Source organism: uncultured Cetobacterium sp. (assembly GCF_945952365.1).
GTDB lineage: Bacteria > Fusobacteriota > Fusobacteriia > Fusobacteriales > Fusobacteriaceae > Cetobacterium_A.
The window spans coordinates 1-15236 of record NZ_CAMFHX010000021.1; the positions used below are offsets into that span (position 1 = coordinate 1).

Below are 15236 nucleotides of genomic sequence, written 5' to 3' on the forward strand. Positions count from 1 at the left end.
AAGTCAAAACTTATTTTTGAATTTTATAAATTTATTTCAACTGTTAAATGCCTCCATTTTTAAAAAAAAATTAAATTTTTTAAATATTTTTTTCTAGAAAAAAAGTTAAACAAACGAAAAAGAGATATTTATTTTGATTTCTTGAAAATATTATAAGCTAAAATAGACGAAAAACAAAGCTAATTTTTACAAAGTTGACAAAAAATGTAATTAAGTGGTATCTTAATAGCAAGAACAGAACAAAATATGCGAATAGAAATATAAAAAATATTTGGAGGTAAAGAGTTATGATTAAAATTTTACTAGCATGTAACGCAGGAATGTCAACAAGTTTATTGGTTAACAAAATGAAAAAGATAGCAGCTGAGCATAAATTAGAAGCTGAAATAAAAGCAGTTCCAGAGATGCAAGCACCAGATCATTTCAATGATATAAATATACTTTTACTAGGTCCACAAATTAAATTTTTAGAGGAAAAGATGATAGGATTAGCAAATGGAAGATTTCCAGTTCTTACAATAAATACTCAAAAATATGGAATGATGGACGGTCTTGGAGTATTAAAAGATGCCATATTAGCAATAAAAGAGTTTAAAAAATAGAAAGGGAGTGTACATATGAAGATATTTGAAAAATTTAATAACTTTTTAAATAAATACTTTGTTCCAGTAGCTAATAAAGTTGCAGCTCAAAGACATGTAGTAGCAATAAAAGATGGGGTTGTAGCAACAATGCCATTAACTATAGTAGGTTCACTATTTTTAATTTTAAACTTCTTACCAATTCCAGGTTATAGTCAGCTTATAGAAGCGAGTGGAATGGGAAGATATTTCTCATACATATCTACAGCTTGTTTTGGAATAATTGGATTAGTTGCAGCTCTTTCAGTTGCGTATAGAATGACAATTGGATTTGGAATGCCTGAGATGGCACTATCAAATGGAATAATAGCAGTTGCGAGTTTTATTGTGACGATGATTCCAACAGCTGTGGATGGAAAGATAGATATGGGATATTTAGGCGCTAAAAGTCTTTTTGCAGGGGTTATTATAGCTTTAATCAGTGTTGAGATGGTAACAAAAATTATAAAAAGAGGTTTTGTAATAACTCTGCCTGAAAGTGTACCACCAGCAATTTCAAAAACATTTATGTCGCTTATTCCAGGAGTTATTGTAATAAGTTTCTGGGGAATAATAACAGCAGTTGTAGTAAATACAAACTTTGGAAACTTCCATGACATGATAACTATTTTAGTTGGAACACCTTTAAGATTTGCTAGTACATCTTTACCTGGACAGATTGTTGTTGTACTAATAACAACTATACTATGGTGTGCTGGAATTCACGGTGCAACAATAGTTGGGGGAATAATGGATCCAATTTGGTTGGAAAACACTATGCATAATGCTTCTTTAGCAGCAGCAGGAATTGATAACATATACTCAAACGGATATATTATATCAAGTGGAGTTTTTGCAGATATGACTATGAAACTTGGAGGAAGTGGAGCTACGATTGGATTTGTACTTCTAATGCTGTTTAGAGCTCGTTCGAAGCAGTTAAAAGAGGTTGGAAAGTTATCAATAACGCCATCGTTATTTAATATAAATGAACCAGTAATATTTGGAACACCTATAGTGATGAATCCACTACTTATGATTCCATTTATTTTAAATCCTTTACTTATAACTTTAGTAAGTTGGTTCTTAATGAAGTGGGATATAGTTAAGATTCCATTCACAGTTATTCCGTGGACAACGCCACCAGTAATTGCAGGATTTTTAGCAGCAGGATTCTCTGTTTCAACAGCTTTGTTAGGAGTATTTAGTATTTTGTTATCAGTAGTAGTATTTTATCCGTTCTTTAAAATCTATGATGCTCAATTAGCTGCATCTGAAAATGAAGTTGAAAAAGAGGAAAGCTTAGAATCATTATTAAGTGAGTTATAATTAAAAAGTTAAATATAAAATATAGAATTTAAAACATAGGAGGAACAAAATTATGAAAAAGCCAGTAAAAATAGTTACAATTGGTGGGGGATCATCATACACTCCAGAGATAGTTGAAGGTTTTATAAAAAGATACAATGAACTACCAATAAAAGAGCTTTGGTTAGTTGATATAGAGGATGGAAAAGAAAAATTAGAGATTGTTGGAAATTTAGCAAAAAGAATGGTTCAACAAGCTGGATTAGCTGATAAGATGTCAGTACATTTGACTCTTGATAGAAGAGAAGCTTTAAAAGATGCAGACTTTGTTACAACACAATTCAGAGTAGGATTATTACAAGCTAGAATAAGAGATGAAAGAATTCCTTTAAGATATGGAATGATAGGACAAGAAACAAATGGAGCTGGAGGGTTTGCTAAAGCTTTAAGAACAATTCCTGTAATTTTAGATATTTGTCAAGATATGACAGAGCTTTGTCCAGATGCGTGGTTAGTAAACTTTACAAATCCAAGTGGAATGGTAACAGAATCAGTTTTAAAATACTATCCTAATATAAAGGTAGCAGGACTTTGTAATGTACCTATTGGAGTTAGAAAATCTGTAACTGATGCATTAGGAGTTCCAGATGAAGAGATAGAGTTAGTATGTGGAGGATTAAATCACTTCTTCTGGGGAAGACAAGTTTTACATAATGGAGTAGATAGAACAGAGGAAGCGTTAGGAAAGATACTTACAGATATTGAAAACCTACCAGCGAACTTAAGACATGGAAAACCTTGGATTAGAGAGCAAATTATGGATTTAGGAATGATTCCTTGTGCATATCATAAATATTACTATTTAACAGATGAGATGTTAGCGGATCAATTAGAAGAGATAAGAAGTGGAAAAGGAACAAGAGGAGAGCAAGTTAAAAAAGTAGAAAACGAGCTATTTGAATTATATAAAGACCCTGAGCTAAATGTTAAACCAAAACAGTTAGAGCAAAGAGGAGGGCAATACTACTCTGATGCAGCTTGTGAGTTGATAAATTCAATATACAATGATAAAGGAACAGTTATAGTTGTTTCAACTAAAAATGAGAATGGTCTAATTGATTGTTTACCAGAAGGATGTGCAGTAGAGGTATCTGCAAAAGTGTATAAGGATGGAGTTAAGCCGTTCCCACAAAAGCCTATGCCATTAGAAGCTAGAGGGATTTTACAACTTATGAAAAACTTTGAGCAATTGACAATAGAAGCTGCTGTTACAGGAAACTATGGAAAAGCACTTCAAGCTCTAACAATAAATCCGTTGGTTACAAGTGGAGCAGTTGCAAAAACTATTTTAGATGAGATAATTAGAGAGAACTGGGACTACTTACCTAAGTTCCACAATGCAATAGATAGATATAAATATTAATTTAAAGAGTGGGGAACCACTCTTTTTTTGTTTAAAAAAAACTAAAACCGAACAAAGTTTGAAAAAATATCATTTGAAAATTTAAAAAATAATTGACAAATCCCTATGTTGATTGTATACTAAATTTAAAATCGTATACAATCATAAAGATTGTTTTATTAATAAAGATTACTGAGGAGTAAAAAATGTCGACAAAAAATAATACAGAGAATATATATGAAGAGTTAAAAGAAAAAATAATGAATTTAGAGTATAAACCTGGTCAAATTATAACAGAGCAGGAGATAAGTACAAAATATGGAGTTTCAAGAACTCCAAGTAGAGATATTTTGAGTAAGTTAAATTCAGCTGGTTTAATTGAAAGTGTTCCATTCAAATCAAGCTATGTTAGTTTATTAGATATGGATATAATAAAACAAAGTATCTATATGAGAATAGTGATAGAGTTACAAGTTATAAAAGATGTAATAGAGATTTTAGATGATAGATTTATAGCTCAGATGGAGTACAATTTAAAACTTCAAGAGTTACTATTAAAAAGAGAGTTTGAACCAAAAGAGTTCTATGAATTGGATTGTGAATTCCATAAAGCTTGGTTTGCAGCAACAAATAAACTATTTGTTTGGGAGCAAATAGAAAAAGCTCAGATTCATTATAAAAGATTCAAAATGCTAGATATTATTGGGGTTAGAAATTTTGATGCTATTTATGAGGATCATAAAATGTTAGTAGAAATAATAAAGGAAAAAAATGTTAAGAAAATTGAAAAGGTTATAAAAGCTCACCTTAACAGTGGAATAAATAGATTACAAGAGTTAATAAATGGGGAATTTTCACATTATTTCAATACAAAATAAGATAAAATCAAGAGATAAAAGGGAGTGTAAAAATGAAATTAGATGTAAGATATGCAAATCATCCAGAGGATTCAAAGCACTATACTACAGAGGAGTTAAGAAAGCACTATTTAATGGAAACAGTTTTCATTGCTGATGAAGTTAATCTTGTGTACTCTCATGTAGATAGAGTAATCGCGGGTGGAATTATGCCAATAGAAACTGAAGTAAAATTAGAGGGGTGTAAAGAGTTAGGTTCTGAATTCTTCTTAGAGAGAAGAGAGTTAGGAATAATCAACGTTGGAGGAGCTGGAAAACTGGTTATCGACGGTGTTGAATACAATATGGAAGCAAAAGATGGATTATATGTAGGTATGGGAAGCAAAGAGTTAACGTTTACTTCTAATTCTAAAGAGAACCCAGCAAAGTTCTATATCAACTCATCACCAGCACATGTGACATATCCAATCGTAAAGATAGATAGAACAACAGCTAATAAAGTTCAATTAGGAGATTTAGAAAACTCAAATAAGAGAACTATATTCCAATATGTTCATCCAGCTGTATGTAAGTCGTGTCAACTTGTAATGGGAATGACTGAGCTTGATCCAAACAACATGTGGAACACAATGCCTTGTCACACTCATGAAAGAAGAATGGAAGTTTACTTCTATTTCGATATGGATGAGAACTCAAGAGTATTCCATTTAATGGGACAACCAAACGAAACTCGTCACATTGTAATGGCTAATGAGCAAGCTGTAATATCACCATCTTGGTCAATCCATTCAGGTGTAGGAACTAAAAATTACACATTTATCTGGGGAATGGCTGGAGAAAACCAAACGTTCACAGATATGGATCACGTTCCAATGAACGAAATCAAGTAAGATAATAATTAAATAAAAAAATAAAAAGATTATACGACATCGTTAGGTTAATTTAGGAGGGAAAAATGTTAAATATGTTTAATTTAGAAGGAAAAGTTGCTATGGTAACTGGTGGAAATGTAGGAATTGGAAATGCACTTGCAATGGGGTTAGCAGCAGCTGGAGCAGATCTATTTATCTTTACATATAACGGAGATAATATGGAAAATATGATAAAAGAGGTTGAAGCACTTGGAAGAAAGGTAGCTTATGCAACTGGGGATTTATCAAAAGAAAACGTAGCTATGGAAGCTGTATCTAAATGTATCGAAGCTTTTGGAAAAATTGATATTTTAGTAAATAACGCTGGAACAATAAAAAGATCACCACTATTAGAGGGGCCTAACTCAGATTGGCAACAAGTTATCGACTTAAATTTATCATCAATCTACTATTTAAGTAAAATGGCAGCTATTGAGATGAAAAAGCAAGGTGGAGGAAAGATAATAAATATCGCATCTATGCTGTCGTTCCAAGGTGGAAAGTTTGTACCATCTTATACTGCAAGTAAGCATGGGGTTGCAGGGTTAACTAAAGCTTTTGCAAATGAGTTAGCAGTAGAAAATATCCAAGTAAATGCGATTGCACCTGGATATATCGAAACAGCAAATACAGCACCAATCAGAGCTGACCAAAAGAGAAATGAAGAGATTTTAGGAAGAATACCAGCTGGAAGATGGGGACAAACTTCTGACTTAGTTGGAGGAGCAGTATTTTTATCATCAAAAGCAGCAGATTATATAAACGGACACATCTTAGCTATAGACGGTGGATGGTTAGTAAGATAGTATAATTAAAAAGGACCTTACGGTCCTTTTTTGTTTAATTTTGTTTTCAATTAATCAATTAAGCTGTAGAAGAAACCTTCTTTAGCTTTTAAATTGTGATTTTTCAACTCTTCAATAGCATCATCTAAATTGTCATTTAAAATAAAATCGATGATATTCATATGCTCTTTTATTGCCTCGAATCTTCTAACAGGAGGTTGAGGACTTAGATTTCTAATTCTCATATTATGCTCGTAAACATTTTCCATCATTTTGATAATATAGTCATTGGCACAGTTTTTAAGGATAAAAATGTGTAGCTCATTATCTAAGTTATCAAGGTTTTGTTTCTCCTCAGATGTTAAAATCTCCTTGTTTGTAAACTCTAAAAATTTGTTTTTTAAACCTAAAAGATAATTTTTATCAATTTTGTAAAAAGCCATTTTAAGAATAAGAGGTTCTAAGTTACTTCTAACTTGAAAAATATCATTAATCTCTTTTATTGAAATATTTTTAACAAACATCCCTTTTCTAGGAACGATACTAATCCATCCCTCTTGTTCGAGTTTGTTGATAGCTTCTCTAACAGGAGTACGACTAACTTGTAGTGACTTAGATAAAAAATCTTCATCAATTCGTTCATTCGTTTTTAGTTTACCAGAAATAATCAATTCTTTAATCTCTTCGTAAGCCTTCTCTTTTAAACTTTTCATAAATATAACTCCCTATTTTTTTATAAATATATTATATAATATTTTTTATAAAAAACCAATAACAAACAAAAATTGTTCTTTTTAAGAACGAAAAAATTAAATAGAGATTATTTTTTATTAAAAAAACTTGATTTTTCCTACAAAATATAATATACTCGTAATATAATAGTGATATATCACAAAAAAGGAGAGAGTTATGTTAACAAGAAAAGAGCTAAATTTACCTAAATATTCGGAAAAGGTAATTCAATTTGGAGAGGGAAATTTTTTAAGATGTTTCTTTGACTGGCAATTAGATATAATCAATAAAAATACAGATTTAAATGCAGGTGTTGCAGTAGTAAGGCCAATCGATTTTGATGCAGTTCCTTTATTAGATACTCAAGATGGACTTTATACAGCAATAATCAGAGGAATAAACGAAAGTGGACAAGTTGTAAAAGATTACACAGTTATCTCATCAATCAATAGAGAGATTCCTATCTACAAAAACTTTAAAGAGTATTTAGAGTTAGCTCATAACGAGGATATGAGATTTATCGTTTCAAATACTACAGAAGCTGGAATCACTTTCAGTTCAGAAGATAAATATGACGATGAACCACAAGCTACATTCCCAGCAAAACTAACAAGACTACTTCATGAAAGATTCACTGTTTTCAATGGAGATATGACAAAAGGATTTATCTTACTACCGTGTGAGTTAATTGACTATAACGGCGAAGAGTTAAAAAGAGTTGTTTTAAAATATGCTGAACTTTGGAACTTAGGAGAGGAGTTTACAAACTGGTTAATCAATGGAAATATCTGGTGTTCTACACTAGTTGATAGAATAGTAACTGGATATCCAAGAGGAGAAAAAGAGGAGTTAGAAAAAGAGTTAGGATACTCTGACAACTTTATAACGACTGGAGAATACTTCTATCTATTTGTAATTCAAGGACCAAAAGATATATTAACTAAAGAGTTAAAATTAGAGGGATTAAATTTAAATATCCTAATAGTTGATGATTTAAAACCATATAAAATGAGAAAAGTTGGAATTTTAAATGGTGCTCATACTGCGATGGTTCCAGTGGCTTATTTATATGGAATAGATACAGTAAGAGAAGCTATGGAAAATGAGGATTTAAGAAAGTTTATCGAATCAGCTATCGATGAGGAGATTATTCCAGCTTTAGATATGGATAAAAAGGAGTTAGAGGAGTTTAAAGATGCTGTTATAAACAGATTCAAAAACCCATATGTAAAACATATGTTAATGGATATCTCATTAAACTCAATGGCAAAATATAAATCTAGAATTTTACCGCAAGTTTTAGAGTTAAATAACAGAACAGGGAAGTTATCTAAAAAATTGTTATTCTCATTAGCTGCACTGATCAGATTCTATAAAGGAGTTAGAGAGAATGGAGATGCTATTCAATTAAGAGATGATAAACATCACCTAGATATGTATAAAGAGTTATGGATGACTAATAACTACAATGAGATTGTAAAAGCAGTATTAGGATTAGAGAGTCACTGGGATACTGATTTAAATGCAGTAGAGGGTATGACTGATTTAGTAGCTAAATACTTAGAAAATATAGACAAGGTTGGAGTTGCAAAAGCTTTAAAAGAGGTTAAATAATGAAAGAGTTTATAAAAATAAATGAAAGAGATAATGTTTTAATAGTTTTAAGAGATTATTTAAAAGATGAGAAAATACTTTTAGAAGATAAAGAGATTACAATATTAGAGGATGTATTGAAAGGGCATAAAATTGCCCTTCAAGATATTGCTCAAAATGAAGATGTAATAAAGTATGGAATGCCAATTGGTCATGCCCTTTCAGATATAAAAATGGGAGAGTGGATACACACTCACAACACTAAAACAAATTTGAAAGATTTGAATAACTACAGCTATTCTCCTGAGTTTTGTGAAAAAATTTTAAAGACATCTGAGAGAAAAATCAATGTATATAAAAGAAAAAATGGTGATGTGGGAATCAGAAATGAGCTCTGGATAATTCCAACAGTAGGTTGTGTGAATGGAATAGCTCAGCGTATAAAAGAGGATCTTATGAGAGAGATTGGAGATTTAAAAATCGACAATATAAATGTTTTAACACATAACTATGGATGCTCTCAATTAGGAGAGGATCATTTAAATACAAGAACGATACTTCAAAATACAGTTAAACATCCAAACGCAGGTGGAGTATTAGTTTTAGGTTTAGGATGTGAAAACAATCAGGTTGCTGAGTTTCAAAAAACTTTAGGAGAGTATGACACTGATAGAGTTAAATTCTTAGTTTCTCAAGATGTAGAGGATGAGGTAGAAGAGGGGAAAAATATCCTTCTAAAACTTTATGAAAATATGTTAAATGATAAAAGAGAAGAGGCTAATTTAGGAGAGATAAACTTTGGATTAGAGTGTGGAGGTTCAGATGGGTTATCTGGAATAACTGCAAATCCTATGTTAGGAGAGTTTTCAGATTATATTGTATCTCAAGGTGGAACTACAGTTTTAACGGAAGTTCCAGAGATGTTTGGAGCAGAAACGCTACTTATGAAAAGATGTAAGAATGAGGATGTCTTTAAAAGATGTGTTTCTTTGATAAATGATTTCAAAGAGTATTTTATAAAAAATGACCAAGAGATATATGAGAATCCATCTCCTGGAAATAAAAAGGGCGGGATTACAACTTTAGAGGATAAATCACTAGGTTGTACTCAAAAATCTGGAAAGTCAGAGGTTGTAGATGTAATTAGATATGGAGAGACTTTAAAAGTTAAGGGGTTAAATTTACTAAGTGCTCCAGGAAATGATTTAGTTGCAACAACAGCCCTAGCAGCAGCAAACTGTCATATGGTTTTATTCACAACGGGAAGAGGAAATCCATATGGTGGATATGTTCCAACAGTTAAAATATCTACAAATAGTGAGTTATATAATAAAAAGAAAAGATGGATAGACTTTGATGCAGGAAGATTGGTATCAGAGGATATAACTATGGATGAGCTACTAAATGAATTTATAGACTACATAGTTGAAGTAATAAATGGGAAAAAAGTAAACAATGAATTAAATAGGTTCCAAGAGATTGCGATATTTAAATCCGGGGTTACTTTATAAAGATTAATTTAAAATGGGAGATGGAAAAATATGAAACAATTTATGTGTGAAGATTTTTTATTAACTAATGATATAGCTAAAACGTTATATCATGACTATGCAAAAGATATGCCAATTTATGATTATCACTGTCATTTAAATCCAAAAGAGATTTTCGAGGATAAAAAATATAGATCAATAACTGAGATTTGGTTAGGTGGAGATCACTACAAATGGAGAGCTATGAGAAGTAATGGTGTTGATGAGGAATACATTACTGGAGCTAAAGAGGATAAGGAAAAGTTCTTAAAATGGGCTGAAACGATAGATGAGTGTTATGGAAATCCACTTTTCCATTGGACACACTTAGAGCTTAAAAGATTCTTTGGAATAGATACGATTCTTTCGAAAGAAACAGCTGAAGAGATTTGGGAAAAGACAAATGAGATGTTAGCAAAAGATGAGTTTACAGCAAGATCTTTAATAAAAAGAGCAAATGTAAAAGCTATTTGTACAACAGATGATCCAATCGATTCTTTAGAGTATCATATAGCTATAAAAAAAGATGTTAGTTTTGATGTAGTTGTAAATCCAACGTTTAGACCTGACAAAGGTGTTAGAATTGATAAAGAGGATTTCATACCTTGGCTTCAAACATTAGAAGTATTACATGGAAAGAGAATAGATACAGTGGCGGAGTTCAAATCGGCTTTAGCTGAGAGAGTAGAGTTTTTCCATGAGGTTGGATGTAGAGTTTCTGACCACGCATTAGATCCAATTGTATTTTTATTAGGAACTGATGAGGAAGTAGAGAATGTATTTAAAAAGAGATTATCTGGTGAAGAGTTAACAGAAAATGAAGTTAAGATGTTTAAAACAGCTATAATGTTATTCTTAGGAAAAGAGTATAACAAAAGAGGTTGGATAATGCAGCTTCATATGGGAACTATCAGAAATAACTCAACTAGAATGTATAAAAAATTAGGTCCTGATACAGGGTTTGATTGTATAGCTGATGACGTATTTGTACAGGCGTTATCTCACTTCTTAGATACTTTAGATGATACAGATGAGTTACCAAAAACTATTTTATATAACTTAAATCCTAGAGAAAATGAGACTTTAGGAACTCTAATTGGTTGTTTCCAAGGAGGGGGAATCCCAGGTAAGATTCAATTAGGATCTGGATGGTGGTTCTTAGACCAAAAGGATGGAATGATAAAGCAGATGACGGCTTTAGCTAACTTAGGTTTACTTTCAAGATTTGTTGGGATGTTAACAGATTCAAGAAGTTTCCTATCTTATACAAGACATGAATATTTCAGAAGAATCCTTTGTAACCTACTAGCTGAGTGGGTTGAAAATGGAGAGGTTCCAAACGATATTGAAAAGTTAGGGAAAATGGTTCAAAATATATGTTACAACAATATAAATAATTATATTACAAAATAAGAGAGCTGAAAGAGAGGTTTAACCTCTCTTTTTTTGTATAATAAAGATAGAATAGGAGAGAGGAGAAGAAAATGAAAAGTTTAAAATTGATAAGACTGATATATAAAATTCATAGAAATAAACCACCTAAATTAGAAGAGATAGAGGAAATGGGATTATTAGCTGTAAAAATATCTCAATACTATGCTTTGAGAGCTGATTTTATAGATGAGAAAACTTGTGTGTATCTATCTAAACTATACGAGTATAGTTATAGTGCTCAAAAGCGAGAGATAGACTTAGCAATTAATAAAGATGAGTGGATTTTAGATGCTTTAGAATCTTATGAAAACTTACCATTTTCGTCGGCTTCTATAGGTCAAGTTCACATTGGATATTTAAGAGGTAATGATAAAGAAGGTAAAAAAGTAGCTATAAAAATTCGAAAGGAGAATTTTAAAGAGAGCTTTTTAAAAGATATAGAAAATGCTAAAAGAATAGCGAATATTTTACTATTTTTCTATCCAAAATTGAAAAAAGTTTTTAATCCTTTAGAAGTTTTAGAAAACATAGAGGAGGGAACTCTAAAAGAACTTCATTTTTTAAATGAGGTGGAAGGTGCTAATTACCTTAGAAGATTAAAAAGTGAAAATAGCGAAAAATTCGATTTGAAAGACCTATATTTTTCAAGTTTTGTGGAATCTTTATGTTGTGAAAGGGTTATTGTCTCTAAGTTTATAGAGGGAGAAAGTTTTAATTCACTTCTGAAAGAGGGAAGATTGAAATATTCTGAGTTATTGAAGCTTTTTAAATATCATACATTTTTTATGTTTAAACTAGGTGTTTTTCATGGAGATTTACATCCTGGAAATATTATTTTAAATGAAAATGGTGAGATAACTTTAATTGATTGCTCAACTATAGGCAAAGTAAAGTCTAAACTGAGAAAAGGATTATTTGGATTTTTCTACTATCTTTCAAGATATGATTATGATAAATCAGCTTTTTATTTAAATGAGATGTCGGAGAAGAGGTTGAATCAGAAAGATTTTGAAAAGTTCTTAGAAAAATTTAAAGCTCTTTACAGTGATTTTAAAGATAGCAGTGTTTCAGATGTGAGCTTAACAAAACGTATGATGGAGACGATAAAGTTATCTATAAATTCTGGGATGGAGTTTGAAGAGGGGATGTTTCATGTTATTAAAAGTCTTATGTATTTAGATGGTATGGTTTTGAAATGTAATCCAGAAGTTAATTTAATGGATGATATAAGAGAGTTTACAGAGTTATTAAAAAATGAGTTGAATTAAAAAGGTGGCTATTCGATGATTTGAATAGCCACTTTGTTTATTAAAAATTATTAGTTAAGTGATTCTCCAAGCTCTTTTAAAAGAGATAGAGTTTCATTTTGAGCTGATAAGTCGTTCGGGTTATGAGCTGAGATAGCCTCATCAATAAAGAACTCCCATCCAAGGTATTCGCAGATACATCTGAACTGAGAAGAGATAATTTTATATTGTTCAGCACCGATTTCGTCAGCACCAACAGAGATAAGTCCAACTCTTTTTTTCTTATCAGTCAATTCAGTGTCGTGGGCTTTTGAATACATCTTGTCGATTAAGGCTTTAAGTTGAGCTGAGATTCCCCACCAGTATACAGGTGAACCAAAAATAAGAGTATCTGCATCAACAATCTTTTGAACTAACTCGTTAGTATTATCGTTCATAAAACACTTTCCACCGTTTCTTTTGCAAGAATCACAAGCTATGCAGCCAGCTACGTTGAACTTCGTAACATCAATAAATTCAACTTCACTCTTTGTTTTATCAATTTGTTCCTCTAAAGTTTTTAGAGCAAAACGAGTATTTCCTTTTAATCTTGGACTTCCATTTAAAAATAGTATTTTTTCCATTTCAACCTCCTAAAATAAGATACCATAGTATACAACTTAGAGTTGGCTATAAGGCAAGAGATTTTTTTGAGCTTTAATATTAATCATCTACTTTTCTGTATTGACATTTGAAATGATTTAGACTATTGTCTATTCTAGGTGTTTGGATGTAAAAAAGGAGGAGATAATGAAGTTAAAAGAGGGTTATAAAAAATTAAAAAAACTTGAAAATAAAACATTTGGAATGTTAAATTTAGACTGTGAATTATTGAATAAGGGAAGAGCAGGCCAATTGCTAGAAACAAAAATTGGATTAAAATCTGGAAATCATCATTTAGATTTTGAAGATGGAGAATTAAAATCACATAAATGTGAGTTAAAAAATACAAAAATTGTACCTAAAGAAACAATAGCATTAACAATTATATCATCTAATAATGTTGATGATTATTTAGAGAGTTCATTCTCAAAATCTTTATTAGGATCAAAAATTTCAAATCTTTTGCTTGTTCCTGTGATTAAAGTTAAAGAAAAAAAAGGGTTAGTTCCCTTTGAGTGGTTTGTAAAAAATGTAACTTTATTTAAAAGTAAAAAATTTCAAAAAGAATTAGAAGAAGATTATGATTTTATTATTTCGAAAATAAAAACAAGTAAAAAAATAAAAACAACAAGTGGACCAAATAATTACTTGCAAATAAGAAGTAAAGATTCAAAGGGCAAAAAAACAAAAAAATATCATGAGGTTTATTCAAAACATTTAGATATAAAACTTTCGGATAAAAATTATGCTTTTTATTTAAAAAAATCATTTATAAAAAAATTAATAAATAGATGAGTATATTAATTTAAAATCAATCGCTATTTGATTTCAAATAGCGATTGATTTTATTAAATGTTACTCACAATCAATTATGTGTCCAATCTCATCAGCTAGCTCTTTAACAACATTTACTACAAGGGCATTTCCCATACAGAAATATCTATTAGAATCTGTTAATCCTGTGTTTGTCCATTTGTCAGGGAAACCATTGATTCTTTCACACTCAAGAGGTGTAAGCTTTCTAAGTCTACCTGTTTCAGGGTCTTGAATAATATGAGTACTTCTATTTTTACTAGCTTCACTCGTCAGCATAGTTCTTGCTGGTCTATCTAGTGGATCTGGGAACGCTATTCCACCCTCACGGAACATATACTCATGTCCATCTTTAGACTTTCTAGGAATAGCCTTAGGACCTTTCATATATTCCCACTTAGGCATATCGTTTCCATCGATATAATATTTAGTAGCAACGCCACCTTCTAATACATCTCCTAAAACAACTGCCTCTTGAACAGGAGTCCCAGGCTCAGTTTTAGCAGTATATATTTTTCCATTTATCATCATACCAGTATTTTCAAACTCATATTTGAAGTTATCAGAAACATCTTGAATATCATTTGATATAGTTATCTCTGTTTCATTAATTTTATTTAAATCTTTATCTCTTTTTACGTGGAATCTTTTAGCAAAAATTCCATCGAAATATGCTATTCTAGAGATATCTTTTTTTGCTATAGCTTGATGATATTTAGTAGTGTTTTTAAATGCAAATATAAAGATTCTTTTTCTTCTTTGAACAAATCCATATTCAGCTGCATTTATAACTCTCCACTCAACGCTATAACCTAAATTATTTAAACACGCTAGGATAACTCCAAAATCTCTTCCTCTTTGTTTTGAAGGAGATTTTAAAAGTCTATCCACATTTTCAAGTAGTATAAAAGCTGGTTCTTTATCTTTTAAAATTCTTTCTATTTCCCACCAAAGAACTCCTTTTTTTCCTGCGATTCCTTGTGCTCCAGTACTTGCTACTGAGTAATCTTGGCAAGGGAATCCACCAACTAAAACAGTACAATCAGGAATTTCTGATGTCGGAACTGTAGATATATCACAGTTACTAAATTTAGTAACTCCTCCTTTATTTTCGAAATGCTCTTTATAGCAGTTAAAAGCAAACTGGTTTTTCTTTCCTGGTTCCCATTGACTTGCAAAAACTGTTTCCCAATCAGGATTTGCTTCTTCAAAACCGATTCTAAACCCTCCAACTCCTGCAAAAAGTTCTACTATTTTCTTTTCCATTTTAAATCCTCTCTAAATTAAAATTTTATATTATCTAATAATATTGTATAATATTTTTGTGAAAAGATCAAGCTTTTTAAGTGGAAAATACTTAAAT

14 protein-coding genes are annotated in these 15236 nt (G+C 30.9%); 11 read left to right on the forward strand and 3 right to left on the reverse strand.

All coding sequences use genetic code 11. The annotated features are described in order from the left end of the window. Nucleotides 1–287: 287 nt before the first annotated feature. The 6 genes from Q0O83_RS08215 to kduD all read left to right on the forward strand — a co-directional run bounded on the left by Q0O83_RS08215 (nucleotide 288) and on the right by kduD (nucleotide 5904). Complete coding sequence (locus tag Q0O83_RS08215) at nucleotides 288–602, forward strand: PTS sugar transporter subunit IIB (protein ID WP_047395018.1); 315 nt, start codon at nucleotides 288–290, stop codon at nucleotides 600–602. 15 nt (nucleotides 603–617) lie between these two features. Next, nucleotides 618–1949, forward strand: coding sequence for a PTS transporter subunit EIIC (locus Q0O83_RS08220; protein WP_047382910.1), 1332 nt, complete (start codon nucleotides 618–620; stop codon nucleotides 1947–1949). A gap of 52 nt (nucleotides 1950–2001) precedes the next feature. Beyond that, the gene (locus Q0O83_RS08225; protein WP_294096090.1) at nucleotides 2002–3351 is read left to right on the forward strand and encodes a 6-phospho-beta-glucosidase; all 1350 of its coding nucleotides are present in this window, start codon (nucleotides 2002–2004) and stop codon (nucleotides 3349–3351) included. A 185-nt stretch (nucleotides 3352–3536) separates the two neighbouring features. Next, nucleotides 3537–4208 (forward strand): GntR family transcriptional regulator, encoded by a 672-nt coding sequence (locus Q0O83_RS08230; RefSeq protein WP_294096091.1) that lies wholly within the window; start codon nucleotides 3537–3539, stop codon nucleotides 4206–4208. A gap of 32 nt (nucleotides 4209–4240) precedes the next feature. Then, nucleotides 4241–5077: a 5-dehydro-4-deoxy-D-glucuronate isomerase gene (kduI, locus tag Q0O83_RS08235; RefSeq protein WP_294096092.1), complete on the forward strand. Its 837-nt coding sequence runs from the start codon at nucleotides 4241–4243 to the stop codon at nucleotides 5075–5077. A gap of 65 nt (nucleotides 5078–5142) precedes the next feature. Next, nucleotides 5143–5904 carry a 2-dehydro-3-deoxy-D-gluconate 5-dehydrogenase KduD gene (kduD, locus tag Q0O83_RS08240; protein WP_294096094.1) on the forward strand — a complete coding sequence of 254 codons (762 nt, stop codon included), beginning with the start codon at nucleotides 5143–5145 and terminating at the stop codon, nucleotides 5902–5904. A 50-nt stretch (nucleotides 5905–5954) separates the two neighbouring features. On the opposite strand, the gene Q0O83_RS08245 is transcribed toward kduD, so the two are convergent. After that, a complete protein-coding gene (locus Q0O83_RS08245) occupies nucleotides 5955–6596 on the reverse strand; it encodes a GntR family transcriptional regulator (protein WP_294096096.1) in 642 nt (213 codons plus the stop codon). Between the two features lie 196 nt (nucleotides 6597–6792). Between Q0O83_RS08245 and Q0O83_RS08250 the strand changes: the two genes are divergently transcribed. From Q0O83_RS08250 to Q0O83_RS08265, 4 genes are all read left to right on the forward strand, one after another. Continuing rightward, nucleotides 6793–8229, forward strand: a complete 1437-nt coding sequence (locus tag Q0O83_RS08250; RefSeq protein WP_294096099.1) for a tagaturonate reductase — start codon at nucleotides 6793–6795, stop codon at nucleotides 8227–8229. Next, nucleotides 8229–9719, forward strand: coding sequence for an altronate dehydratase family protein (locus Q0O83_RS08255; RefSeq protein ID WP_294096101.1), 1491 nt, complete (start codon nucleotides 8229–8231; stop codon nucleotides 9717–9719). The genes Q0O83_RS08250 and Q0O83_RS08255 overlap by 1 nt, the downstream gene beginning before the upstream one ends. A 30-nt stretch (nucleotides 9720–9749) precedes the next feature. Further along, nucleotides 9750–11150, forward strand: coding sequence for a glucuronate isomerase (gene uxaC, locus Q0O83_RS08260; protein ID WP_294096103.1), 1401 nt, complete (start codon nucleotides 9750–9752; stop codon nucleotides 11148–11150). A gap of 71 nt (nucleotides 11151–11221) precedes the next feature. Next, on the forward strand, nucleotides 11222–12439 hold the full coding sequence (locus Q0O83_RS08265) for an AarF/ABC1/UbiB kinase family protein (protein WP_294096105.1): 1218 nt from the start codon (nucleotides 11222–11224) through the stop codon (nucleotides 12437–12439). A 50-nt stretch (nucleotides 12440–12489) separates the two neighbouring features. Here Q0O83_RS08265 and Q0O83_RS08270 read toward each other — a convergent pair whose 3' ends face one another. After that, entirely contained in the window at nucleotides 12490–13041 is a 552-nt protein-coding gene (locus Q0O83_RS08270; protein WP_294096108.1) for a flavodoxin family protein, read from the reverse strand. 166 nt (nucleotides 13042–13207) lie between these two features. Between Q0O83_RS08270 and Q0O83_RS08275 the strand changes: the two genes are divergently transcribed. After that, nucleotides 13208–13855, forward strand: coding sequence for a MutH/Sau3AI family endonuclease (locus Q0O83_RS08275; protein WP_294096110.1), 648 nt, complete (start codon nucleotides 13208–13210; stop codon nucleotides 13853–13855). Nucleotides 13856–13915: 60 nt separating this feature from the next. Here Q0O83_RS08275 and dcm read toward each other — a convergent pair whose 3' ends face one another. Continuing rightward, complete coding sequence (gene dcm / locus Q0O83_RS08280) at nucleotides 13916–15139, reverse strand: DNA (cytosine-5-)-methyltransferase (protein ID WP_294096111.1); 1224 nt, start codon at nucleotides 15137–15139, stop codon at nucleotides 13916–13918. Nucleotides 15140–15236: the final 97 nt, after the last annotated feature.

Coding starts and splice junctions, on each gene's coding strand:
- Q0O83_RS08215 (WP_047395018.1), top strand. CDS start 288: ATGATTAAAATTTTACTAGCATGTAACGCAGGAATGTCAACAAGTTTA.
- Q0O83_RS08220 (WP_047382910.1), top strand. CDS start 618: ATGAAGATATTTGAAAAATTTAATAACTTTTTAAATAAATACTTTGTT.
- Q0O83_RS08225 (WP_294096090.1), top strand. CDS start 2,002: ATGAAAAAGCCAGTAAAAATAGTTACAATTGGTGGGGGATCATCATAC.
- Q0O83_RS08230 (WP_294096091.1), top strand. CDS start 3,537: ATGTCGACAAAAAATAATACAGAGAATATATATGAAGAGTTAAAAGAA.
- kduI (WP_294096092.1), top strand. CDS start 4,241: ATGAAATTAGATGTAAGATATGCAAATCATCCAGAGGATTCAAAGCAC.
- kduD (WP_294096094.1), top strand. CDS start 5,143: ATGTTAAATATGTTTAATTTAGAAGGAAAAGTTGCTATGGTAACTGGT.
- Q0O83_RS08245 (WP_294096096.1), bottom strand. CDS start 6,596: ATGAAAAGTTTAAAAGAGAAGGCTTACGAAGAGATTAAAGAATTGATT.
- Q0O83_RS08250 (WP_294096099.1), top strand. CDS start 6,793: ATGTTAACAAGAAAAGAGCTAAATTTACCTAAATATTCGGAAAAGGTA.
- Q0O83_RS08255 (WP_294096101.1), top strand. CDS start 8,229: ATGAAAGAGTTTATAAAAATAAATGAAAGAGATAATGTTTTAATAGTT.
- uxaC (WP_294096103.1), top strand. CDS start 9,750: ATGAAACAATTTATGTGTGAAGATTTTTTATTAACTAATGATATAGCT.
- Q0O83_RS08265 (WP_294096105.1), top strand. CDS start 11,222: ATGAAAAGTTTAAAATTGATAAGACTGATATATAAAATTCATAGAAAT.
- Q0O83_RS08270 (WP_294096108.1), bottom strand. CDS start 13,041: ATGGAAAAAATACTATTTTTAAATGGAAGTCCAAGATTAAAAGGAAAT.
- Q0O83_RS08275 (WP_294096110.1), top strand. CDS start 13,208: ATGAAGTTAAAAGAGGGTTATAAAAAATTAAAAAAACTTGAAAATAAA.
- dcm (WP_294096111.1), bottom strand. CDS start 15,139: ATGGAAAAGAAAATAGTAGAACTTTTTGCAGGAGTTGGAGGGTTTAGA.